At 66.0% G+C, this 23,818-nt stretch carries 21 protein-coding genes; 11 read left to right on the top strand and 10 right to left on the bottom strand.

Annotated elements, in window-relative coordinates:
- Window positions 1-97 precede the first annotated feature (97 nt).
- Window positions 98-2,518 carry a GcvT family protein gene (locus FDT80_RS02345; RefSeq protein ID WP_138660626.1) on the top strand — a complete coding sequence of 807 codons (2,421 nt, stop codon included), beginning with the start codon at window positions 98-100 and terminating at the stop codon, window positions 2,516-2,518.
- Between the two features lie 52 nt (window positions 2,519-2,570).
- On the opposite strand, the gene FDT80_RS02350 is transcribed toward FDT80_RS02345, so the two are convergent.
- Together FDT80_RS02350 and FDT80_RS02355 are read right to left on the bottom strand one after the other, a co-directional pair.
- Window positions 2,571-3,623: a GFA family protein gene (locus FDT80_RS02350; RefSeq protein ID WP_138660627.1), complete on the bottom strand. Its 1,053-nt coding sequence runs from the start codon at window positions 3,621-3,623 to the stop codon at window positions 2,571-2,573.
- Between the two features lie 95 nt (window positions 3,624-3,718).
- The gene (locus FDT80_RS02355) at window positions 3,719-5,026 is read right to left on the bottom strand and encodes an HlyC/CorC family transporter (protein WP_138660628.1); all 1,308 of its coding nucleotides are present in this window, start codon (window positions 5,024-5,026) and stop codon (window positions 3,719-3,721) included.
- Window positions 5,027-5,136: 110 nt separating this feature from the next.
- Between FDT80_RS02355 and FDT80_RS02360 the strand changes: the two genes are divergently transcribed.
- Window positions 5,137-5,994, top strand: coding sequence for a metallophosphoesterase family protein (locus tag FDT80_RS02360; protein ID WP_138660629.1), 858 nt, complete (start codon window positions 5,137-5,139; stop codon window positions 5,992-5,994).
- Here the strand turns inward: FDT80_RS02360 and FDT80_RS02365 are convergent.
- Both FDT80_RS02365 and FDT80_RS02370 read right to left on the bottom strand, forming a co-directional pair.
- A complete protein-coding gene (locus FDT80_RS02365; RefSeq protein WP_138660630.1) occupies window positions 5,889-6,899 on the bottom strand; it encodes a site-specific tyrosine recombinase XerD in 1,011 nt (336 codons plus the stop codon). The two genes, FDT80_RS02360 and FDT80_RS02365, sit on opposite strands and share 106 nt — an antisense overlap.
- Window positions 6,896-8,506: a hypothetical protein gene (locus FDT80_RS02370; protein ID WP_246039810.1), complete on the bottom strand. Its 1,611-nt coding sequence runs from the start codon at window positions 8,504-8,506 to the stop codon at window positions 6,896-6,898. The genes FDT80_RS02365 and FDT80_RS02370 overlap by 4 nt, the downstream gene beginning before the upstream one ends.
- Before the next feature lie 221 nt (window positions 8,507-8,727).
- On the opposite strand from FDT80_RS02370, the gene FDT80_RS02375 reads away from it, so the two are divergent.
- Both FDT80_RS02375 and aroB read left to right on the top strand, forming a co-directional pair.
- Window positions 8,728-9,342, top strand: coding sequence for a shikimate kinase (locus tag FDT80_RS02375; protein ID WP_138660631.1), 615 nt, complete (start codon window positions 8,728-8,730; stop codon window positions 9,340-9,342).
- Window positions 9,335-10,444 (top strand): 3-dehydroquinate synthase, encoded by a 1,110-nt coding sequence (gene aroB / locus FDT80_RS02380; RefSeq protein ID WP_138660632.1) that lies wholly within the window; start codon window positions 9,335-9,337, stop codon window positions 10,442-10,444. Before FDT80_RS02375 ends, aroB begins: the two co-directional genes overlap by 8 nt.
- Before the next feature lie 444 nt (window positions 10,445-10,888).
- Here the strand turns inward: aroB and ssb are convergent, their stop codons facing one another.
- Window positions 10,889-11,395, bottom strand: coding sequence for a single-stranded DNA-binding protein (gene ssb, locus FDT80_RS02385; protein ID WP_138660633.1), 507 nt, complete (start codon window positions 11,393-11,395; stop codon window positions 10,889-10,891).
- 214 nt (window positions 11,396-11,609) lie between these two features.
- On the opposite strand from ssb, the gene FDT80_RS02390 reads away from it, so the two are divergent.
- Window positions 11,610-12,194 carry a lytic transglycosylase domain-containing protein gene (locus FDT80_RS02390; protein WP_138660634.1) on the top strand — a complete coding sequence of 195 codons (585 nt, stop codon included), beginning with the start codon at window positions 11,610-11,612 and terminating at the stop codon, window positions 12,192-12,194.
- A gap of 253 nt (window positions 12,195-12,447) precedes the next feature.
- Window positions 12,448-12,867: a hypothetical protein gene (locus FDT80_RS02395; RefSeq protein ID WP_138660635.1), complete on the top strand. Its 420-nt coding sequence runs from the start codon at window positions 12,448-12,450 to the stop codon at window positions 12,865-12,867.
- A gap of 56 nt (window positions 12,868-12,923) precedes the next feature.
- Here the strand turns inward: FDT80_RS02395 and FDT80_RS02400 are convergent, their stop codons facing one another.
- The 5 genes from FDT80_RS02400 to miaA all read right to left on the bottom strand — a co-directional run bounded on the left by FDT80_RS02400 (window position 12,924) and on the right by miaA (window position 19,422).
- On the bottom strand, window positions 12,924-15,008 hold the full coding sequence (locus FDT80_RS02400) for an ABC transporter ATP-binding protein (protein ID WP_138660636.1): 2,085 nt from the start codon (window positions 15,006-15,008) through the stop codon (window positions 12,924-12,926).
- A gap of 100 nt (window positions 15,009-15,108) precedes the next feature.
- On the bottom strand, window positions 15,109-16,326 hold the full coding sequence (locus FDT80_RS02405) for an ABC transporter permease (protein ID WP_138660637.1): 1,218 nt from the start codon (window positions 16,324-16,326) through the stop codon (window positions 15,109-15,111).
- Between the two features lie 12 nt (window positions 16,327-16,338).
- Complete coding sequence (locus FDT80_RS02410) at window positions 16,339-17,382, bottom strand: ABC transporter permease (protein WP_138660638.1); 1,044 nt, start codon at window positions 17,380-17,382, stop codon at window positions 16,339-16,341.
- 282 nt (window positions 17,383-17,664) lie between these two features.
- Window positions 17,665-18,429, bottom strand: coding sequence for a helix-turn-helix transcriptional regulator (locus FDT80_RS02415; RefSeq protein WP_425471973.1), 765 nt, complete (start codon window positions 18,427-18,429; stop codon window positions 17,665-17,667).
- 108 nt (window positions 18,430-18,537) lie between these two features.
- Complete coding sequence (gene miaA / locus FDT80_RS02420; protein ID WP_246039812.1) at window positions 18,538-19,422, bottom strand: tRNA (adenosine(37)-N6)-dimethylallyltransferase MiaA; 885 nt, start codon at window positions 19,420-19,422, stop codon at window positions 18,538-18,540.
- 90 nt (window positions 19,423-19,512) lie between these two features.
- Between miaA and pyrH the strand changes: the two genes are divergently transcribed.
- The 5 genes from pyrH (at window position 19,513) to FDT80_RS02445 (ending at window position 23,818) form a co-directional block, all read left to right on the top strand.
- Window positions 19,513-20,241, top strand: coding sequence for a UMP kinase (pyrH, locus tag FDT80_RS02425; protein WP_138660641.1), 729 nt, complete (start codon window positions 19,513-19,515; stop codon window positions 20,239-20,241).
- A 93-nt stretch (window positions 20,242-20,334) separates the two neighbouring features.
- The gene (locus FDT80_RS02430; RefSeq protein ID WP_138660642.1) at window positions 20,335-21,468 is read left to right on the top strand and encodes a Hint domain-containing protein; all 1,134 of its coding nucleotides are present in this window, start codon (window positions 20,335-20,337) and stop codon (window positions 21,466-21,468) included.
- Between the two features lie 129 nt (window positions 21,469-21,597).
- A complete protein-coding gene (gene frr / locus FDT80_RS02435) occupies window positions 21,598-22,161 on the top strand; it encodes a ribosome recycling factor (protein ID WP_138660643.1) in 564 nt (187 codons plus the stop codon).
- Between the two features lie 101 nt (window positions 22,162-22,262).
- A complete protein-coding gene (gene uppS, locus FDT80_RS02440) occupies window positions 22,263-23,015 on the top strand; it encodes a polyprenyl diphosphate synthase (protein WP_138660644.1) in 753 nt (250 codons plus the stop codon).
- Window positions 23,012-23,818, top strand: coding sequence for a phosphatidate cytidylyltransferase (locus FDT80_RS02445; RefSeq protein WP_138660645.1), 807 nt, complete (start codon window positions 23,012-23,014; stop codon window positions 23,816-23,818). Before uppS ends, FDT80_RS02445 begins: the two co-directional genes overlap by 4 nt.

The raw sequence follows: 23,818 nt of genomic DNA on the forward strand, positions 1-23,818 counted from the left end.
GTTGCATACCGGCGACGCGGCATGTCGGCTTTGGGCTATCGGCCCCGGCAAAACCGCAGCACGGTGGCGCTGAACGTCCAACCGAGGAACCGCCGCCATGAAAACCCACGCACAGGCCGTCGTGATCGGCGGCGGTGTCATCGGATGCTCGATCCTGTATCACCTGACCAAGCTGGGCTGGCGCGATGTCGTGCTGCTGGAACGCCACGAGCTGACCTCCGGCTCCACCTGGCACGCGGCGGCCAATATCCACGGCCTGCACGACAGCACCAACATCAGCCGGATCCAGCACTACACGATGGGCCTGTACAACCGGCTGGAGGCGGAAACCGGGCAAAGCTGCGGTGTGTTCCAGCCCGGCAGCCTGTATCTGGCGCAGACCGAGGCGCGCGAACACCAGCTTCGGCTGCAGGCCGCCAAGGCCAGGCTTTACGGCATGAATTTCCACGAGGTCACCCGCGACGAGGCCGAACGCCTGCATCCGCTGGTGGATTTCACCGGCATCCGCTGCATCATGTGGGAACCCGAGGGCGGCAATGTGGACCCGTCGGGCGTGACGTCCGCCTATGCCGCCGGCGCGCGCCAGAACGGTGCCGAGATCATCCGCTTCTGCCCCGTGACCGCCACCGATCCGCAGCCCGACGGCACATGGATAGTGCGCACGCCCAAGGGCGACATCGCGACGCGATGGGTGGTCAACGCCGCCGGGCTATGGGGGCGTGAGGTGGCGGCGATGGCGGGGCTGACCCTGCCGCTGCAACCCACGGAGCATCAGTATTTCGTGACCGAGACCATCGCCGAGATCGCCGGGCTCGATCGCCGCCTGCCATCGGTGGCCGACCGCGACGGCGAATATTACCTGCGCCAGGAGGGCAAGGGCCTGCTGGTGGGCGCCTATGAACGCGACATGCGGTTCTGGGCCGAGGAGGGCACGCCGCCGGGCTTCGGACACGAGCTTTTCGCCGACGACCTGGACCGGATCGAGCCGAACATGATGCGCGCCATCGACCGCGTGCCCGCCGTGGGCGCCGCGGGAATCAAGCGCGTGATCAATGGTCCGATGATCTGGTCGCCGGACAGCAATGTGCTGTTCGGCCCGGTGCCGGAGCTTTCCAACTACTTTTGCTGCAACGGCATCATTCCGGGCTTTTCGCAGTCGGGCGGCATGGGCCTTCTGGCGGCCGACTGGATCGTCACCGGCGAGACCCGCTATGACATGTTCGCCTGGGATGTGGCGCGCTTCGGCGATTGGGCGGACGCCAGGTTCACCAAGGCGCGCGTGGGCGACCAATATGCCAACCGCTTCAAGATTCATTTCCCCGGCGAGGAACGCGCCGCCGGCCGCCCGGTGCGGATGCGGCCCGCCTATACCCTGCAAAAAGGCATGGGCGCGGTCATGGGGCTCAACGCCGGGTGGGAACATCCGCTGTGGTACGCCACCGCCCCCGAGGCGTCGGAAACCGAAGGCTTCACCCGTCAGAACTGGTGGGCGCCGGTGGGTGCGGAATGCAAGATGCTGCGCGACCGCGCGGGGATCATCGACATCTCGAACTTCGCCAAGTACCGCTGCGCCGGGCGCGACGCCGAGGCCTGGCTGAACGCGGTTTTCGCCAACACCATGCCGCGCGATGTCGGGCGGTCGTGCCTGACCCCGCTGATCGGCAAGCGCGGCGGGGTGGCGGGCGATTTCACCGTGACGCGCACGGGCCGGGATGAATTCTGGATCATCGGATCGGGTATGGCCGAGCGCTATCACCAGCGTTTTTTCAAAGCCGTGCCCTTGCCGGAGGGCACCACCTTCGACAGTCACACCGACGCGCTGTGCGGGTTCAACGTGGCCGGCCCCAGATCGCGCGCCCTGCTGCAACGGCTGACCGATGCCTCGCTTGAAACGGCGGATTTTCCGTTCATGCGCTCGCGCCGGATCGACCTGGCGGGCATCGACGTGCTGGCGCTGCGTGTCAGCTTTACCGGCGATCTTGGCTGGGAACTGCACTGCGCCGCCGCCGATCAGGTCGCCCTGCTCGAGGCGCTGCTGGAGGCGGGCGCGGACCTTGGCGCAGGGATGGTGGGCAGCCGCGCGCTGATGAGCCTGCGGATCGAAAAGGGCTATGGATCGTGGGGGCGGGAATATTCACCCGAATACTGGCCGCAGGAACTGGGGCTGGAGCGCCTGTGCAAGATGGACAAGGAGTTCCTGAACAAGGGCGCGCTGGCCGACACGCTCGCTCGACCCGCCCGCGAACGGTTGATGCTGTTGGCGCTGGACGACGGCGACACGGCGGCTTCGAACGCGGATGCGTCGGGCGGCGAGCCGATCTTCAGGGACGGTCGTGGTCTGGGCAAGGTCACGTCCGGCACCTACGGCCATACCGTCGGCATGAGCCTGGCCCTTGCGCATATCAGCGGGGCGGAGCCGGGCGACGACGTCGAGGTGATGGTGCTGGGGCGACCGCACAGGGCGACGATCCTGCATGCGCCGCCGTTCGATCCCACGGGCGCGCGGCTGCGGGCCTGACCGGGCGTTCCGCAATCTGCGCGGCATCATGGCATCATGGCCCACGCGGCGCTCATGATGCGGCGGGCGGCTTGGCCATCGGTCCCCATGTCTCAGGCTCCGGCAGGCCCACCGACGACCAGGCCTCCTGCAACACGCGCGAGTCGGCGCAGCGCGTGCGTGGCAGATCGTCCAGAATGTCGAGCCACGGCATCTGGCTTTCTATGCCGCTATGCGCCGCCGGGGCATAGCCCTGCGGCGCATCGAGGCTGCCGGTGAAGATGATCAGATAGGCGGCAACGTGCGGCCGCAGCAGCCGATACGTCAGGCCCGACCCGCAGGCGGCGCAAAACCCGCGTTCGGCAATCGGCGAGGACGCGAAATACCGCGGCGTGCCGCGCACGAAGGTGACACCCTTGGCGGGAAAGGCCGTCCAGGCGCTCATCGCGGAGCCGGTGAATTTCTGGCAGATCCGGCAATGGCAAAACCCGGTGCTGATCTGCGGCACGCCGATCTCGTAGCGGACGGCGCCGCACAGGCAGCCCCCGGTCACGATTTCGGCGGCAAGCGGGTCGGTGTCGAAGTTGAAGATCCCGCGCGTGGCGCCGTCCTCGCGGGCCTTCGTCTTATAGACGTGGATCAGCTCGTCGCTGTCCTTGACCCGTTGATGACCACAGTCCTGCAGCGGCAGATCGATCTTGCCGCGGATCTGCGACATGACATCGGCCGAGATGGCGATCCCGGCAGGATCGGCCAGCGCTTCCAGCCTTGCCGCGACGTTGACGCCATTGCCCAAAAGATCGTCGCCCTGCACGACGACGTCGCCGACCGACACACCGATGCGCAGCACCAGCGCATCGTCACTGTTCGACCGCAGGGCATCGCGCGCCATCGACTTTTGAATGCCGATCGCACAGTTGATCGCCTCCATCGTGCTGGAAAATTCAGCGAGAAACCCGTCGCCCAGCGATTTGAACACGCGGCCACGGTGCGCTTCGACCTGCATACCGATCACATCGCGGCGCAAGCGCGCAAGTCGATCGAGCGTGCCATCCTCGTCCCGCGCCATGCGACCGGCAAAACCGACGACATCAGCCGCCAGGATAGCGGCAAGCTTGCGGATCATGGGATCACCCGTCCGTCATTCATCAGGCTTCGAGTTTATCGCAATCCGGCCCGCCTGTCATCTTTCGCCGGGCAGGGCACGGTCGCCCGCGCGACTTACAGCGGTCTGATCTTGAGCTGGGTGATCCGGTTGCCGTCGCGGGCCACCACCTCGAAACGGAAACCGTGGAACGAGAACACCTGGCCGCTGGTCGGAATCATCTGCGCCTCGTGGATCACCAGCCCCGCGACGGTATTTGCCTCGTCGTCGGGCAGGTTCCAGTCCGTCGCGCGATTGAGGTCCCGGATCGTCATCGCGCCATCGACGATATACTGCCCGTCCTCGGCTTTTTTCACCGGGTGATCGGCATCCGGGTCGAATTCATCCGTGATCTCGCCGACGATCTCCTCGAGGATGTCCTCCAGGGTGATCAGCCCCTGCAACGATCCGTATTCATCCACCACCAGCGCAAAATGCGTCCGACGGCGCAGGAACTGGCGCATCTGCTCGTCCAGGGTCGAGGTTTCGGGCACGAAATAGGGCTTCATCGCCACATCCGTCACCTTGAAGCGGCGCAGCGCCTTGGCGTCCACATCAGGGCCGCCGATCAGCTTGTACATCGCGCGCAACAAGTCCTTGGCGTGGACCACGCCGATGATGTTTTCGGGGTCGTTGCGATAAACGGGCAGGCGGGTGTGATTGGACTGCAGGCATTGCTCGAGGATATCCTCGGGCGGGTCGTCGGCGTTGATCATCTCGATGCCGGAGCGGTGCAACATGATCTCCTCGACGGCGCGGTCGCCCAGATCGAGCGCGCCCAGGATGCGGTCGCGGTCTTCCTTCTCGACCACCCCTTCGGAATGGCCCAGTTGCAGCGCACCGGCGATTTCCTCGCGCACGGCGAGGATGTTGCTGTCGGGGTCGATCCGCACGCCGAACAGACGCAGCACCCCGCGCACGAACAGCCGGACCGCCGCCACGACCGGCGAGAACACCAGCACGACAAGCGAGATCGGCCGCGACACCAGCGCCGCGGCGGTTTCGGAATTGGTGATGGCATAGGTCTTGGGCAGCACCTCGGCGAACACCAGCACGAGGATGGTCATCACCAGCGTGGCCAGCGCCACACCCGATTCGCCAAAAGCCTGGGTGAACAGCGCCGTGGCCAGCGACGTGGCGAGGATGTTCACCAGGTTGTTGCCCAGCAGCACCGACCCGATCAGCCGCTCGTTGTCCTCGGTGATCTTCAGCGCGCGTTCCGCGCCGCGCGACCCCTTGTCGGCCTGCGCGCGCAATTTCCCGCGCGACGCGGCGGTCAGCGCCGTTTCGGAGCCGGAAAAGAACCCCGACAGGAAAAGAAGAAACAGGATCACGCCACTTGTGATCCAGAAAGCGCCATCAAGCGTTGCAGTCGCCGGTTCCATTTGGGACATTTCCTTTGTCGCGCGGTGCCAGTTGGGCGCCTTGCGACGCCGTTGGCTGGTTATGGGCGCGCAAGGCCGGTCATTCAAGGGACACGAGAGAGGATCACGCCATGAAGCATCTCGACCTGGGCAGTCTGCAGGGCCGCGTGGCGCTGTTCGGCGGACCCTATTCCAACCTGCAGGCCACGCAGGCGCTGATCGCGCGGGCGCGCGCGATGGGGGCGGCGCATCTGATCTGCACCGGGGATGTGGTCGCCTATTGCGCCGATCCGGTGGCGACGGTGGCCGCGATCCGGGCCGCGGGCGTGCATGTCGTCGCGGGCAACTGCGAAAAACAGCTCGCTGCGGGCGCGCCCGACTGCGGCTGTGGCTTTGACGCGGGCAGCGCCTGCGACCTGCTGAGTGCGGGATGGTTCGGCCATGCCAATGCCAGGGTCCCGGCGCACGACCGCGACTGGATGGGTGGATTGCCCGACATCCTGTCCTTTACGTCGGCCGGGCTGCGGCACGGCGTGATCCACGGCGGGATGACGGATGTCGCGCGCTTCATCTGGCCTACCTCGCCCGAAGCGGAGTTTGCGCGGGAATGGGCCGCGGTCGAGGATGGCATCGGCGCGGTGGACCGGATCGTCGCGGGCCACTGCGGCATCGCGTTTCGGCGCGATCTGGCCCGGCGCAACCGCGACTCGGGCCCGGCGCCGCGACGGTGGATCAATGCCGGGGTCATCGGCATGCCCGCGCATGATGCGCGGCGCCAGACGCGCTTTGTCCTGCTGGACGGTGCGCAGGCGACGATCCACGATCTCGACTACGATGCTTCGGCGGCGGCGGCGGCGATGCGGGACGCCGGGCTGACGCAGGGTTATGACCGGGCCTTGCTCAGCGGGCTCTGGCCCTCCGAAGACGTGCTGCCGGTCTCGCTGCGCCGGTCGGCCGGGTCGCGGGCGGGGGCGGTCGCCAGCGGGTGATGCTCCAGCACCAGTTGCGACAGCCGTTCCTCGAGCACGCGGGTATAGATTTCGGTGGTCGCGACATCCGCATGGCCCAGCAGCGTCTGGATGGACCGCAGATCGGCGCCATTGGCCAACAGGTGCGTGGCAAAGGCGTGGCGGAGCGTGTGCGGCGTGACCTTGGCGGGCATGACGCCGCCCGCGCCGGCGAATTCCTTGATCAGCAGATAGAATCGGTGCCGCGTCAGATGCCCCGACGCCCCGCGCGACGGAAACAGGAACCGCGAGGGCGGCTTGCCGCGCGCCCTGTCTGCCGTCTCGGCACGGTCCCGCAGCACCAGCCAGTCCGCCAGCGCGGACCGGGCCGGCGGCGACAGCGGAACCAGCCGTTCCTTGCCGCCCTTGCCCATGATCAGCAACAGGTTCGGATCGCCCCGCGCCGCCGCGACCGGCAGGCTGACCAGTTCCGTCACCCGCATTCCGGTGGCATAAAGCAGTTCCATCATCGCGGTGTTGCGCGCGCGGTCACCGGCATTGCGGCCCGAGGCGCGCGCCGCCTCCAGCAGGGCGTCAACCTCCGCCTCGCTCAGCGTGACGGGCAGGCGCGCGTCGCGGCCCGGTCCGGAAATGCGGATCGCGGGGTTGTCCGTGCGCCAGCCTTCCTCGAAGGCAAAGCGATACAGCTGCTTGATGGCCGACAGCCGTCGCGCGCGGGTGGATTTCGCCAGCCCCTGATCATCGCAATGCACCAGGTAGGCTTCGACATCGTCTTGCGTCGCGGTGGCGAAATCCGGGCCGCGCCGCGTCAGCCAGGCCGCGAAATCCTGCAGATCCCGCCCATAGGCCAGCAACGTGTTGCGCGCGGCCCCCAGTTCCGCGGCCTGCGCCTCCAGAAAGGCGGAGATCCAGTTTCCGCCGCTCATCCCGGCTCGCGCTCCAGCAGCAGCAACTGAATGCCGCTGCGACGGGCCGTATCCTCCAGCCCCAGCGCGCGCAGGCTGGCCAGCCCTGCGCCAAGCGCGGCGGTATCGCCGCGCGCGCCCGCGTCCAGCAGCGCAAGCGACCGCAGGATCGCCATACCCAACTCGCCATCGCGGGCCAGCGCGATCAGGTCGCGCCGCGCAAGATCGGCGCCGAACCCCGCCGCCACCGCCGCCAGCATCCCGTCGTCCGCACTGGCCCGTGGCGCCTCGCCCCGCGCCAGCGCGCTCACCGCGGGCGCCAGCGCCATGTCTTGCGGGGCGGTCGCGGCAAAGGCTTCGTAGTCGGGGGAAAGCATGCCCATCTCGAAGGCGATCCGCGCCGCAGGCCCGCTCAGATCGAGCCCGGACACCCGCGCGGCGAACAGGCTGGCGAATGGCGCCTCGAGCCGGGCCTGCTGCATCGCGCGCCAGGCAGGCGGCAAGGCCTTTGTCACGGCGTCCAGACTTTGCGTGCCAAGCGCGGTCTCGAAGCGCTGCAATGCCGCGACCCGGTCCCAGATGCCGCCCGACGCCGCGGGCTTGCGATCGGTGTAGATCCCCAGCAGGCGGTTGTCGGGCAGGGCACCGGTGCGCGTCAGCCGCTCGGCCGCCTCGAGCTGCGCCTTCCAGCCTGCCAGATCGCGCAGGTCCGCCACCGCGTAGGCGCGGGGCAGGGACCGGGTGGCGAGCGGCTCTCCGATGGCGTCATGCAGCCGAAAACTCAGCGCGTCGATCTCACGCGGGGGGCGCAGGGGGGTGGCATCCTCGAACAGGTCGGCATTTAGAAACCGGTCCAGCCGCTGGACCATGTCCGGGTCGATCAGGTCGAGCACGCGCCCGGTGTCGAGCATCAGCGCCGCGTCGTCCCACGCCCCGCCGCGCGCGGCGCAAAAGACACGATGCGCCTGGGACGGGGCCAGATAGGGCATCGCGGTCAGACGCGCGCAGGCCTGATCTTCGGCCCCGGTCAGCAACGCGATGTTCATGTAGGCGGCGAAATGCGCGATGTCGCGGTCCACGCCCGCCTGTTCGATCAGCGCCATCGCCGGATCGAGCGCCCCCAGCCGCACCAGGGCCTCGACCCGCGCCAGTGAAAACGCGTCGCGCGCGTTGCGGTCGCCGCTTGGGCCCTGCGCTTCGGTCAGCAAGAGCGAATAGAACAGCGATTGCGCGGCGGGCAGGCGCAGATCGGGCATGTCCGCCAGCAGCGCGCTGACGGTGTCGGGATCGCTGCCTGCCCACAGGTCCGGCGGCAGCCCCGTGACCGAGGGCGGCACCAGCCCCACGTGCCGCACCGCCTCGTCGGCCAACGGTGTGACGGTGATGCCCGGTACCGATCCGCTGCGCGCGACCGGCGGCTCGTCGAGGAACTGGGGATCGCGCGCGTCGCCGGGGACGGCGGTGGCGGAGGGCGCGTTTCGATCCAGCCAGTCGATCGCCGACAAGGGCTGCTGTGGCGGCGGCGCTGCGGCGACGGCCTGCGCCCGGACGGGGCCCGCGCCAAGACACACCGCCGCCCCGAGGGCGGTGGCGATCAAAAGCCCGCGTATGGGGTGCTCAGTTGGCATCCAACGTCACTGGAACGCGGACTTCCGACTGCGGCGCGGAAAAATCAACACCGAAAAACGGCCCGATGTAGGCATAGCCGACCAATCCAATAAATCCTATAATAGCCAAGTAAAACAAAAGTTTGAGTAGTCGCCCCATAGCCTGTTCTGCCCCGTGTTCATACGTGTTTTGTGCAAACTATATATGGCCTTTTCACCAATATCACGTCATTCACAGGACCATGAGCGATTTTCAGCACTCCCTGAGCCAGCACGCCTCCGGCGGAGGGCCGTTTCGATTGAAAAAGACCGTCGTCATGGTGGGCATGATGGGCGCGGGAAAGACCGCCGTGGGGCGCGCGTTGGCCGCGCGTCTGGCTGTGCCCTTTCTCGACAGCGACGCCGAAATCGAGGCGGCGGCGAACATGAGCGTTCCGGAAATCTTTGCCCGCGACGGGGAGCCGTTCTTTCGCGCCCGCGAACGCGAGGTCATCGGCCGGTTGCTCGACCGCGCCTGCGGGGTGCTGTCCACTGGCGGCGGCGCCTTTCTGGATGCCGAGACGCGCGCGATGGTCAGCGCGCGCGGCGTGTCGGTCTGGCTCAACGCCGATCTGGATCTTTTGTGGAACCGGGTGCGCCACCGCGACACCCGCCCGCTGCTGCGCACACCTGACCCGAAAACCACGCTGCGCAACCTTTACGACGCGCGCGTGCCGTATTACGCGCAGGCCGATCTGGCGGTGGACTGCGTCGCCCGCCTGTCGATCGAGGCGATGGCGCAGCGGGTGATCGACACCCTGCTGACCCGCCCCGACGTGTTGGAGCGCCGCGAACCGAGCGAGGACGAGAATGACTGAAACGGTGCATGTCGATCTGCCCGGACGCGCGTACGACATTCATATCGGGCCCGGTCTTTTGGCACGGGCGGGCGCGCTGGTGGGTCCGCTGCTGCGGCGCCCGCGGGTGGCGGTGCTGACGGACGAGACCGTGGGCGCCCTGCATCTGGAGGGGCTGCGGGCCGGGATGGCGGCGCAGGGGATCACGGTCGAGGCGTTGGCGCTCCCGCCCGGCGAGGCCACGAAATGCTGGGCCGAACTGGAGCGCTGCGTCGGCTGGCTTCTGGATCAGCGGGTCGAGCGCGGCGATATCGTCGTGGCCCTGGGCGGCGGCGTAATCGGCGACCTGGCCGGATTCGCCGCCGCCATCCTGCGCCGGGGCGTGCGCTTCGTGCAGATCCCGACATCGCTGCTGGCGCAGGTGGACAGTTCGGTGGGCGGCAAGACCGGGATCAACACGTCCCACGGCAAGAACCTGGTGGGCGCCTTTCACCAGCCCAGCCTCGTGCTGGCCGACACCGCCGTGCTGGGCACGCTTGCGCCGCGCGACTTCCTGGCCGGCTACGGCGAGGTCGTGAAATACGGGTTGCTGGGGGATGCCGCCTTTTTCGACTGGCTCGAGGCCCAGGGCCCCGCGCTGGCGGCGGGAGACCCGCAAGCGCGCGTACAGGCGGTCAAACGGTCGGTCCAGATGAAGGCCGACATCGTGATGCGCGACGAGACAGAGCAGGGCGATCGCGCGCTGCTGAACCTCGGCCATACATTCTGTCATGCGCTTGAGGCCGCAACCGGGTATGGCGACCGCCTGCTGCATGGCGAAGGTGTCGCCATCGGCTGCGCGCTGGCGTTCGAGGTGTCGGCGCGGATGGGCCTGTGTTCGCAAGAGGACCCGAGCCGCGTGCGCGCGCATCTGCGCACCATGGGGATGAAGACCGACCTTGCCGATATCGAAGGCGATCTGCCGGGGGCCGAGGCGCTGCTGGATCTCATGGGGCAGGACAAGAAGGTCGTGGACGGGCAGTTGCGCTTTGTCCTCGCGCGCGGCATCGGTCAGGCCTTTGTCACCGGTGACGTGCCGCGCGATGCCGTGCTGTCGGTGCTGCGCGACGCGCGGGATCGCTAGGGCCAGGGGCGGCGCATCACCATCGCGTGCTTGTCCCCGCCCAAGAAGCCCACCGCCTCGCAAAAGCCTTTGGCGCCGCGCTCTTGCCCGGTCATCAGCATGATCTTGTAGGCGCCCCGGCCCAGGCGGCATCGACCGTAGGGGCCATGACCCAGCGGCCATGGCCGCGCCCGCGCAGACCAGAGCCCGTCACGACAGTTTCGATCAGGCCACAGGGCCGTGCAGCCCATGTGACGTTTGGCTGTATGTGCAGGGTGACCACCGCCGCCAGGTCGTGACCCGCAAAGCCGCCGGACACCGCCGTGCCGGTGTGGGCGATCACCCGCAGGTATGCGCCCGCATCGTCCGCGGGCGCGCCAGGCGTCAGATCGGTATAAAGCGCCAGTGCCCGTGCCGCATCGCCCGCCGCAAGGGCGCGCGGGACACAGGCCGCCGGCCCAGTCGTCAGAACGGGATTTCGTCGTCCAGATCACGCGAGGGGGCGCGACCGCCGCCACCGCCGCCGCCGCCCGACGGCTCCTGATCATATCCGCCGCCGTAGCCGCCACCCGACGATCCGCTGTCATAACCGCCGCCGCCGCCGCCACCGCCACCGCCGTCGCGACCGTCGAGCATCGTCAGTTCGGAGCGGTACGGGCGCAGCACGACCTCGGTCGAGTAGCGGTCCTGACCGGACTGGTCCTGCCATTTGCGGGTCTCGAGCTGGCCCTCGATATACACCTTGGAGCCCTTGCGCAGGTACTGCTCGGCAACGCGCACCAAGGGCTCGGAAAAGATCGCGACGCTATGCCATTCGGTCCGTTCCTTGCGTTCGCCGCTGCTTTTGTCCTTCCACGTCTCCGAGGTGGCGATACGCAGGTTGCAGACCTTGCCGCCGTTTGCGAACGACCGCACTTCCGGGTCGCGCCCCAGATTTCCGATGAGAATGACTTTGTTGACTGAGCCGGCCATGATGCCCCCTTTTTCGCTGTCTGTGACCCTCACGAATCCGCTTCGGGCATGGTTTCACCGAACCTATACGCTCCGTCCGGATGATGGAACATCGATCCCGCCGCCATCGGTCATTCACCGCGGGTCGCGACAACAGGGGTTTATCGACAGGCCTTTTTTTGGTAGTTTGGACGGGTTTTTACATCATGGAATTTACATGAGACCGGGGGGGATCATGCGCAGTATTCTTTTGGGTGGCATGGTCGCCGCACTGACATTCGCGACGGCCGCCACGGCAGATGTCTTTTCCAGCAAGAGCCGCACGACGCTCTTTGCCTCGCAAAAGAAAATCCTCGATACGCGCGCGGCCAAGCAATATTCCAATTCGGTTCGGCTGAAGCCACCGGCGGTGAACACACCGACGAAATGGAACGCGCCGAAATACGCCGGAAAGTACAAGGGTCAGTACCTTGCGATGGCGCGCGCCGCCGCGCAGCGCCACGGCATTCCCGAGGATCTGTTCCTGCGCCTCGTGCAGCAGGAATCAGGCTGGAACCCCAAGGCCAGATCGCACAAGGGCGCCTTTGGCCTGGCCCAATTGATGCCACAGACCGCGCGGGTGTTGCGGGTGGATTCCAGTGACCCCTACCAGAACCTCGACGGGGGCGCGCGATATCTCAAGCAGCAGCACCGCACGTTCGGCGACTGGCGGCTGGCGCTGGCGGCCTACAATGCCGGGCCGGGGGCCGTGAAGAAATACGGCGGCGTGCCGCCTTATCGTGAAACCAAGGCCTACGTGCGGATCATCTCGGGCGGATAAGCGGGCTTGGCTTGGGCAATTCGTGGCCGGTATCGTGGCCCGTATTGCGGCGCGCGTCGCGGGCGAGCGGGCCAGACCCGACGGACGGTCGCCGAGAAACCCCGCCCGCACACACCGCCCTGGGCCGGCGACAGCCCCTTCGATCAAGGCTCGCTTGCAAGTTGTGATTTCCTTGGTTCGGACGATCCATCGCCACCCTTAAGACATAGTTAACGGCTTATCTGATCCCACGCACAGATTTGGGATCACCGCTATGGCCACCGCCTGTTTCCATGACCGCATCGACCGGATTGCCCGCAACCAGACCCTGACGCCGTCAGAGGTCCGCCCCCGTCGGATGGACACTGCGCGCAAGGCCAAGCGATCGAACCGGAAGCCCGCCAAACCGCTGCCTCAACTGGTCGCGCGCAACGGTGGCTCCATCCTGCCGCTCAGCATCGGTGCCATCCTCGGCGCGATCCTCGGCATCATCCTGACCGGCCTGACCGCCCAAGGCTCTGCATGGGGGCCCGGTACGGCGGCCTACGGGCTTGTGACCTATCCCGCGCTGGCGGGGCTCGCGCTCTCGCCGATCCTTGTCCTGACCGGGTTTTTGTTGCGCAAGCGCCGTCCGGGCCTGCTGCTGTTCGCACTGGCCTACTTCTTTGGCGTGGTGGCCTCGCTCGCCCTCTGATCCGGCCGCGACCGGCGCGGCACCTCGGCGCCTCCGGTCGCAGACCCTCCCGCCCGTTACTGCGCCGCGATCTCGATCACCGGCTCCATCTCGGCCAGCTGCTCATCGCTCAGGTGGCATTTGACCTGGTGCCCCGCATCCAGCGTGCGCATCGGCGGCACTTCGACCTCGCACAGGTTGCCGGGCACCTGGCTCTTCCAGCGGCAGCGCGTCTGGAACGGGCAGCCGGGCGGCGGATTCATCGCCGACGGAATATCGCCCTCCAGCACGATGTGCTTTTTCTTGACCCGCGTATCGGCAATCGGCACCGCCGACAGCAGCGCCTCGGTATACGGATGGTAGGGCGGCGCAAAGACCTGGTCGGTGGTGCCAAGCTCGACCACATGGCCCAGGTACATCACCATCACCCGGTCGCTGAGATAGCGCACGATGCTCAGATCGTGGCTGATGAACAGCAAGGTGGTCTTCTGTTCGCGCTGGATCTCCATCAGCAGATCGGTCACCGCCGCCTGTACGCTCACATCCAGCGCCGAGACGGGCTCATCCGCCACCACGATCCGCGCATCCCCCGCAAAGGCGCGCGCGATGCCCACCCGCTGCTTTTGCCCGCCCGACAACTGCCGCGGCATCCGGCCCGCGAACTCGCGCGGCAGCTTGACCAGATCCAGCAGCTTGAGCATCCTTTGCTGGCGGTCCCGCTCGCTCTCGCCGATGCCGAAAATCTCCAGCGCGCGGATGATCTGGCGGCCCACCGTCATCGACGGGTTCAGCGTGTCAAAGGGGTTCTGGAACACCATCTGCACGTCGGCGATGGTCTTGGTGTCGCGCTGTTCGATCGGGATGTCTTCGATGTTCTTGTTGTCCAGCGTGATGGTGCCCTCGGTCGCCGTCTCCAGCCCCATCAGAACCTTGGCAAAGGTGGATTTGCCGCAGCCGCTTTCGCCCACGATGGCCAATGTCTCGCTCTCGCGCGCCTCGAAGGTCAGCGTCTCATTGGCCTTCACGACCTTCTTGTCGCCGCCGCCAAAGATCGCATTCGCCGCCACCTCGTAGTATTTCTTGAGGTTCTCGATCTTGAGAACGACACGACCGATCTCGCCCTTTTCCTTCTTGTCCGCCACCTGCGGCGGCGCCTGCCAGTCGATCTCCTGGAACCGCACGCAGCGGGTCGCATGGCGTTCGTTGCCGGGCACGTCGAACATCGGGATACTGCCCTGATCGCAACGCCCCTTCTCGAAGTAATCGCACCGCGGCCCGAAGTTGCAGCCATCGGGCCGCTCGTGCGGCAGCGGGAAATTGCCGGGAATGGCGATCAGCGGGCGGTCGTTCTTGTTGGCGCCGGGCAGGGGGATCGACCGGAACAGCGCCTGTGTATAGGGATGCTGCATCTCGTCGAAGACATCGGCGATGCTGCCGCGCTCGACCGCCTCGCCCGAATACATCACGCAGATCCGGTCGCAGGTCTCCAGCACCAGCCCGAGGTTGTGGCTGATGAACAGCATCGACGTGCCGTATTTGCGGCCCAGATCCTTGACCAGCTCGACGATCGAGGCCTCGACCGTCACATCCAGCGCCGTGGTCGGTTCATCGAGGATCAGCAACGACGGCTCGCTCATCAGCGCCATGGCAATCACGATACGCTGCTGCTGGCCGCCCGAAAGCTGGTGCGGATAGGCCTGCAGAATGCGCGCCGGGTCCGGCAGCTTGACGTCGGTGACGACCTGCAGGGCACGCTCAAAGGCCTCCTTCTCCGAGGCCCCCTGATGGATCATCGGCACTTCCATCAACTGCCTGCCGATGCGCATCGCCGGGTTCAGCGACGCCATCGGCTCCTGGTAGATCATCGCGATTTCGGACCCGCGGATATCGCGCAGTTCCTCGTCGTTCATCTCGCTCAGATCGCGGCCCTTGAACTTGATCGACCCGCCCACGACCCTGCCGTTCTTGCCAAGGTCCTGCATGACGCCCAGGGCGACCGTGCTCTTGCCGCAGCCCGATTCCCCCACCAGGCCCACGGCCTCTCCGGGTTTGACGGCGACCGAAAAATCCATGACCGCCGGGATTTCCCGCAGCCGCGTGAAGAACGAGATCGACAGCTTGTCGATCTCCAGGATGGGGCCGTCATATTTTTCCCGAGGCATCAGCGTCTCCCAGTTGGCGGCGGCAGGGCCGTGTCCCTGCTTCTTTAGGTCAAAAATACTCCGGGGGTTCGGGGGCTGGCCCCCGATCCGCCAGACAACGTCAGTCGCGCAACGATTCCTCGCGCAGGCCATCGGCCAACAGGTTCAGCCCAAGCACCAACGTCAGCAGCGCGATCGCCGGGGCAATCGCCGCATGCGGGTAGAGCGCCAGCAGCCGTCGGCCAGCATTGATCGTGCTGCCCCAGTCCGGGCTCTCGGATTCCAACCCAAGCCCGAAGAACCCGAGGGTGCCCAACAGGATGGTGGTGTATCCGATGCGCAGGCAGAAATCGACGATCAGCGGCCCGCGCGCGTTGGGCAGGATCTCCCATAGCATGATGTACCACGGGCCCTCGCCACGGGTCTGGGCGGCCGCGACGTAATCGCGCGTCTTGATGTCCATCGCGAGGCCCCGCACGATGCGGAAGACCGTGGGCGAATTGACAAAGACCACCGACACGAAAACCACCAGGATTCCGGGATCGATGTCGAACAGATCGAGGAATTCCGGCAGCCCCGGGATCGCATAGGTCGGCGTCGCCACCACCGATCCGTTCGTCGACACCAGCGACAGGTAAAGCCACCCCATCCCCAACATCACCGCGATCAGCAGCGGCGTGCGGACCTTTGGCTGCGTGTGATAGCGCGAATTCAGCAGGATCAGCATGAAGATCAGCGGAAAGATGAACAAAAACAGCGCCATGTAGTTGGGGATGCCCGTCAGCACGATCTCGGGTGTGACCAGCAGGTAGAACAGCAAGATTACCGGGAAGGCGAGGATCAGGTTCGCCAGGAACGACAGCGAGGTATCGAGCCGCCCGCCGTAATACCCCGCCGGCAGGCCCAGAGTGATCCCGACCATGAAGGCAAAGAGCGTGGCCACGGGCGCGATCTGCACCACGACCCAGGCGCCCTTGATCAGGCGGCTGAACACGTCGCGCGCGAGGTTGTCGCCGCCCAGAAGGTAGAAGGGGTATTCGCCCGCTTCCGCCCCCGCCAGCGGCTCGCCGGGCAGTTCGTTCTTCATGCCCGACACCTGGCTCAGCGCATCATGCGTCACCAGCATGTCCATCGGTCCGCCCATGACGCCGGTGAACACCCAGAACATCACCAGGAAAAAGCCGATCATGCCGATGGTGCTGTCGAAAAGCTTGCCATACAGCCCCAGACGCCGCTTGTAGGTGAACGAGACGACGAACAGCACCGTGAGCGCGATCCAGACCGGGATCAGCTGAATGAACATGCGCAGGAGGATTTCGCCCCAGTTGAGTGGTTCCATGCTCTGGCCCCCTTATGAAATGCGGATGCGCGGGTTCAGGTAGACATAGCCGATATCCGATATCAGCTGCGTCACCAGCACCACCACGACCGATACGACCGACACGGCCAGCAGCAATTCGATGTCATTGTTCGACGCCGCCGCCACCAGAAGCCAGCCAAAGCCCTTGTAGTTGAACAGCGTCTCGACGATCACCACCCCGTTCAGGAGCCACGGAAACTGCAGCATGATCACCGTGAAGGGCGCGATAAGCGCATTCCTGAGGGCGTGTTTCAGCACGATGTTGGAAAACTTCACCCCCTTGAGCCGCGCGGTCCGGATATATTGCGCCGTCATGACCTCGGTCATCGAGGCCCGCGTCATCCGCGCGATATACCCCATGCCGTAAAGCGCGATCGTTATCACCGGCAGGGTGAAGTTCTCGAAACTCACGCTTTCCATGGCGCTTGTCGCCGATCCCTTGAACCATTTCAGCCCAAAGGCAGAAGACGCGAACACCGCGATGAAGATGACGCCGGACACGTATTCCGGCGTCGCCGTCGAGGCGATGGAAAAGGTCGACAGCGTCCTGTCGGTCGCCGATCCCTCTCTCATCCCGGCCAGCACGCCCAGCACCAGCGCCGAGGGCACCATCACCAGCATGACAAAGAACATCAGCTTGCCCGTCAGCCCCAGCCGGGTCGCCACCAGCGCGCCCACGTCGTCCTTGAACACGGTCGACCGGCCCCAATCGCCCTGCAGCACGCCGCAGAAGGTGTCGCGCTGCTCTTCGGGGGTGCCGGCGTCGAAACAGCGCCCCGTGACCTCGCCGTCCTTTTCGTTGGTCCACCCCGGAAGCACGCCCAGCCACTGACCGAACTTGACCGGCATCGGCTGCAGGTATCCGCGGTTGGCAAGATAGCTTTCCACGGCCTCGTCCGACATGCGAAAGTTGCCTTGCGTCTTGGCCAGTTTTTCGAGGTTCGGGTAAAGGTTCGTCAGCCAGAACACGATGAATGTCAGGCACAAAGCCGTCAAAAGCATCACGCCCAGACGCCGCAAGATGAATAGTCCCATGTAAGCCCCTGTTTTCAGGCCAGGCGGGTTTGTCCCGCCGATGTGTTGGCCCCGCGGAGGCGGGATCCGTTTTATCGCGCGCGGGCTTGGCCGTGGATTGGCGCCGCCCCCGTGCCTTGGTTCCATGAGGCAGCAGAAAATCGGCAAGGTCAACGCAAGTGTGCGCCGCTTGATCGCTTTTTTGCGACACTCGGACCGTCGGAAAACGACGAATGCGCCAGCGTGTCGCCCCATTTCGCGGCACATTCGACCCAGTGCCCGACCGCGCAATCAGCCCTGCAATCAGCCGCGCAGGGCGGACGGCGACGCACCGGTATGCTGTTGCATGAAGCGCGTGAAATAGGCCGCGCTGCCAAAGCCGAGGTGCCGCGCGACATCCTGCGCGGGCACACTGGTGGTCGCCAGCAGATCGCGCGCCGCGTAGATCACGCGCTCGGTCAAAAGCTCCGCCGCGGTCTTGCCGGTGGCCGCCTTGCAGGCCCGTGACAGATGTGTGGGCGTGACCGAAAGCGCCGCCGCGTGATCGGCCATCGTGGCGGTGCTGGCATACTCCGCGCTGATCCGCGCGCAATACCGGGCCGCCAGTCGCACGGCGGCGCGGGGCCGCTCTGTCAGATGCGCCTCCGATCCCATTTGCCGGCGCAGCCAGACCGATATCAGCGCTGCATAGGCCTCCACCGCCTGCTGGGACAGCGGGCGCGCCGCCGCCGCCTCGCGCTGTGCCGCTTCGATCAGGCCGGTCAGTTCCGACTGCGATTGAACATCGCGGATCCGAAGCTGCGCCGGTCGATCGGGCAGGCGCAAATCGCTGCCGGGCGGGATCTCGACCACCAGCCCCATGCCCTGCCGCCCCAGTTCCAGCGCGAACAGATGGCCGCCCGGCACCAGGATGGCGTTATGGACACCGACGCCGCGACGCTGCCCGTCCAGCAGCAACCGCCCCTGGCCGCGTGTCACCCAGATCAACAGATCCTGCGGCCGGTCGTGGGCCAGCGTCAGCCGCCAATCCTGCTGGCGCGTAAACTGCGGCAGGGTCAGGATGCGCACCGGGGCAAACGACATCAAGGCGGTCCCTTGGTTGAATTAAGACAATTTTGAGGCAATTTTGCACGGATATCGCGGCCAAACAAGTGGCGATATGAATACCGCCGACGGTCAACTCCCTGGCCGGACCCGCTGCCAGTCGCCCATCCTCGATCGAAACCAGGTGCGCTGCCGCTTGGCGAATTGCCGGGTCGCGACAACGGCGGCGTCGCGCGCCTGCTCCAGCGTCATCCGGCCGTCCAGGTGGGCCATCAGCTCCGGCACGCCGATGGCGCGGTGCGCGGGCAGGGCGGGGTCGTAGACCGGGCGCACGGCCGCGACCTCCTCCAACGCGCCGCCCGCGATCATCTGGTCGAACCGCCGCGCGATCCTGGCGTTCAGCCAGTCACGATCGACGTCGAACACCAGCGGCAGACAGGCGGCCAGCGGCAGCATCGGCGCACCGGTCTCGGCCTGCCAGTCCGACAGGCTGCGCCCGGTGGCGCGCTGCACTTCCCACGCACGCTGGACGCGGGCGCGATTGACCCGGTCGATGCCCGCCGCCGTTCTCGCGTCGATCCCTGCCAGCAGGATATCGAGCGGCAGCGTATCCGCTTCGGCCCGGACCTCGGCGGGGGTGGGCGGAATGTCGGCCAGCCCTTCGGTCAGCGCCCTGAAGTAAAGACCGGTGCCGCCCACGACGATCGGGCGTTCGGGACCTTTCAGGATCGGCGCGATTTCGCGCAGCCAATGCCCGGTGGAATAGGCCGCACCCGGCTGGACATGCCCATAGAGAAGATGCGGCGCGCGGGCTTCCTCTTCGGCGTCGGGGCGCGCGGTCAGAACGCGCCAGCAGGCATAGACCTGGCTTGCGTCGGCATTTACGATGACCCCGCCCGCCGCCTGCGCGATTTCGAGCGCCAGCGCCGATTTGCCCGAAGCCGTGGGTCCGGCGATCAGCACAGGCAGATCGGGCGGCAGGGCGCGCCATCGCGCCATGGTTGCATCGCCTGTCATTTTATCCGTCACCCTCGCGGTCTCGCATTGAACTGCCTTGCGTTTTCGGACATTTTGCCGGCAATCAAAACCCCAGATGCGGAGCAGCACATGACCCAAGACGAACCCAAAGTCACGTTCAACCGGGTCATGCTGAAGATCTCGGGCGAGGCCTTGATGGGTGATCTGGGCTATGGCCTGCATCCGCCCACCGTCGAACGGATCGCCCGCGAGGTGCAGTCGGTGCACGAGCTTGGGGTCGAGATCTGCATGGTCATCGGTGGCGGCAACATCTTTCGCGGTCTTCAGGGATCGGCACAGGGGATGGAGCGCACGACAGCCGATTACATGGGGATGCTGGCCACGGTGATGAACGCGCTGGCGATGCAATCGGCGCTGGAAGGCCTTGGGATTCACACGCGCGTCATTTCGGCCATCACCATGAACGAAGTGGCCGAACCCTATATCCGCCGCCGCGCCGTGCGCCACCTCGAGAAAAAGCGCGTTTGCATCTTTGCGGCGGGCACGGGAAACCCGTATTTCACCACCGATACCGCCGCCACGCTGCGCGCCAACGAAATGTCCTGCGAGGCGATCTTCAAGGGCACCAAGGTCGATGGCGTCTATGACAAGGACCCCAACAAGTTCGATGACGCGGTGCGCTACACGACCGTGTCGTACGACGATGTGCTGGCCAAACGTCTGGGTGTGATGGATGCCAGTGCGATCGCGCTGGCGCGCGACAACAACCTGCCGATCATCGTGTTCTCGCTCGATGAACCGGGCGGCTTTCGCGGCATCCTGGCAGGCCAGGGCACCTATACCCGCGTTCAGGGCTGAGCGCCGCACTTCGCGACAATTCGAACTTTAACCCGATGTTGAAGCCCCCTGGCGCACAGCTTGTCCCGAATTCCGGGTTCAAGGGGGTGCGTCATGCCAAGCGTCGGACTTATTTTTCTGGGGAACTTTGCCGAAGCGGATACCGACGAATCCAACTGGAGCAATGAAAACGACAACGTCTTTGATGGACGCCACGACAACCGCACCATCAAGGCGCTGACCGCCGACGTGACCGAACCGCAAAACGACGGCGTCGCCTATGACGACGACCAAGGATCGGCGGCGAGCGAAATCACCTACGATCTGGGCGACGGCGCGGGCAGCAGGACGATCACCCAGGATTCGGTGGCCGTGTACCTGGTGACCATAGAGCGCGGCGACGGCACCACCTTTGATACCCGTGTCAACATCATCCAGTTGGTGAACGGCGATACCTTCGTCACCGAGAACAGCAACGGGGCCAGCCTTGACAACATCGCCATCCAGTCGATCACCGTCGGCACCCTGGTCGAAGATAACGCGTCAGGATGGTTCACCGCCAACAGCGCCGATGGGGCATCGGTGGTCTGTTTCGTGGCGGGCACCCGGATCAGAACGCCGCGCGGCGATATCCCGGTCGAGCACCTGGCGCCCGGCGATCTTGTGCTGACGGCCGATCACGGGGCGCAGCCCATCGTCTGGTGCGCGGCGCAGACGCTATGCCCCGACGCGAGCACACGGCCCATCACGATCGAGGCGGGCGCGCTCGGGCCCAATCGCCCCTCGGCGCCGCTTTTGGTGTCGCCGCAACACCGGATCGTGCTGCGGTCGCGGATCATCCGGCGGCTTTATGGCGATCGGGATGTCCTTGTCGCCGCCAAGGCGCTTTTGGGCATCGCCGGGTGCCACAGCCTGTCCGCGCCCGGACATGCGACCGAGGGCTGCGCCACCGTCCGGTATCACCATATCCTGCTGGCCCGCCACGAGATCGTGATCGCCAACGGGGCCTTTGCCGAGACGTTTCTGCCCGGTCCGACGGCGCTTGCGGCGCTTGAAGGGGCCGCGCGCATCAGCCTGCGCGCCCATCTGGACGCGACCGGGCGCCGCGCCGAGGACTACCGGCCCTGTCGCCCCGTCGTGCGCGGTCACGCCTGCGACGACCTGCTGTCGCGCCACCTGCGCCACGCGCGCCCGCTCTTTGCGCGCACCGGACCCGGGGGCCAGAGCGACGCCCGCTCCATCGCCTGACGGACGGCGCCCTCGCGGCTCCGGGGTTGCAATGGTGTCGGCGGTCTATACAAGCCCCGCGACTTGGGTCTATAAAACCCGAAAATCAGGCGTCCGCGACAGGGCGCGCACACGGGCTGAGAGGCATAAATGTCAGAAGATTTCATGTTGGACACCGACGATCTGAAACGCCGGATGGACGGGGCGATCGCAAGCCTGCGCACCGAATTCGCGAGCCTGCGCACCGGGCGCGCGTCATCCTCGATGCTCGAGCCGGTGATGGTGGACGCCTACGGCCAGAAAACGCCGATCAACCAGGTCGGCACCGTCAACGTGCCCGAACCGCGGATGGTCACGATCAACGTCTGGGACAAGGCGATGGTCGGCAAGGTCGAAAAGGCGATCCGCGAAAGCGGTCTGGGCATCAACCCGCAACTCAACGGCACGATCATCATGCTGCCGATCCCCGAATTGAACGAGGAACGCCGCGCGCAGCTTTCCAAGGTTGCCGGGCAATATGCCGAACACGCGCGGGTGTCGATCCGCAACATCCGCCGCGACGGCATGGACCAGATCAAGAAGGGCAAGGCCGATGGCCTGTCCGAGGACGACCAGAAGATCTGGGAAGCCGAGGTTCAGGACCTGACGAACACCTATATCGCGCAGATCGACGAGGCGCTGGAGACGAAACAAGCCGAAATCATGCAGGTGTGAGCCGCCGATATGCGGCCGGGCCGGATGGCACATGCGGCGCTGCGGCCCCAGACGACACCCTGCAATCAGGCGACGCATCCCGCGCGCTGAAAGGAATGTGAATGGCGGCCCTGTCCGAAGCGTCCTCCCGAATCCTGTCCGATCATCCCCCCGGTGGCCCGCGGCATGTGGCGATCATCATGGATGGCAACGGCCGCTGGGCCACGCAACGCGGGCGCCCGCGGCTTTTCGGGCACCACGCCGGGGCGCGCCGGGTCCGCGAAATCGTCGAAGCCTGCCCCGATTTCGGGGTCGAATACCTGACGATCTTTGCCTTTTCGACGGAAAACTGGAAACGCACCCAGGTCGAAGTGGCCGGATTGATGAGCCTGTTTCGCCGCTACATCAGCCGCGAGGCCCGATCGCTGAGCGAATTTGGGGTGCGCGTGCGCTTTATCGGCGACCGGGTGCGGCTGGATGACAAGCTTATCCGCCTGATGGACGACCTCGAGGCGATCACCGCCGACAAGACCCGCGTGAACCTGACGATCGCGCTGAATTACGGTGGCCGCGACGAGGTTGCACGCGCCACCCAGCGACTGGCGCAGGATGTCGCCGCGGGGCGGTTGAACCCCGACGACGTGGATGAAGAAACCCTGCCAAAGTATTTGGATACTTACGTTTTACCAGATCCCGACCTCGTAATCCGCACCAGCGGCGAGGCGCGGATCTCGAACTTTTTGCTGTGGCAGTCAGCCTACGCGGAGTATGAATTCATCGATACCCTCTGGCCCGATTTCAGCAAGACGGAATTCGGCGCGCTGTGCGCCAGCTACGGCGGGCGCGAGCGGCGCTACGGCGGGGTGCGCACATGACCGGCGCATCGGTGGACCGGCCAGAGAAATGGGGCGATCTGGCGGCCCGGATGGGGTCGGGGGCGGCGATGGTCGTCATCGGGCTTTGGGGCGTCTGGATGGGCGGGCACGTGTTTCACGTGCTGGTCGCGCTGATCTGCGGGCTGATGGTCTGGGAACTGGTGGGCATGCTGCACCCCGCGACACGCCCCGTGTCGGTGCAACTGGGCGGGCTGGCCGGGGCGGCCACGCTGCTGGCGGTGTACCTGCCGGTGGGGTTCGCGTTGCCCATCCTGCTGGCGCCCGCGCTGGTCGGTTTCGGTCAGCTCGAGAAGAACCGCACGCTCTACATGGTGTTTGCCGTGCTGGTCCTGCTGTCGGGCTACGGCATGATGGCGGTGCGCGACGATCTTGGGTTCGGCTGGATGTTGTGGCTGGTCACGGTGGTCGTGGCGACCGATGTGGTGGGGTATTTCGCCGGTCGCATGATCGGCGGGCCAAAATTCTGGCCCCGCGTCAGCCCGAAAAAAACATGGTCCGGCACCGCGGCGGGCTGGATCGGTGCGGCGCTGGTCGGGCTGGCGTTCTCGATCAACACCGGCGCCAGCGCGCAACTGATCGGCGTGTCGATCGCACTGTCGATGGCCAGCCAGATGGGCGACATCGCCGAAAGCGCGGTCAAGCGCAAGATGGGGGTCAAGGACAGCTCGGCACTCATTCCCGGACACGGCGGCCTGCTGGACCGCTTTGACGGCATGCTGGGCGCCTCGGTCTTCTTGCTGATCATCGGCCAGTTCATCGGCTTCCCGCCGGGGTTGGGCTAG

Origin of the sequence: Sulfitobacter sabulilitoris, assembly GCF_005887615.1 — a bacterium.
Taxonomy (GTDB): domain Bacteria; phylum Pseudomonadota; class Alphaproteobacteria; order Rhodobacterales; family Rhodobacteraceae; genus Sulfitobacter_E; species Sulfitobacter_E sabulilitoris.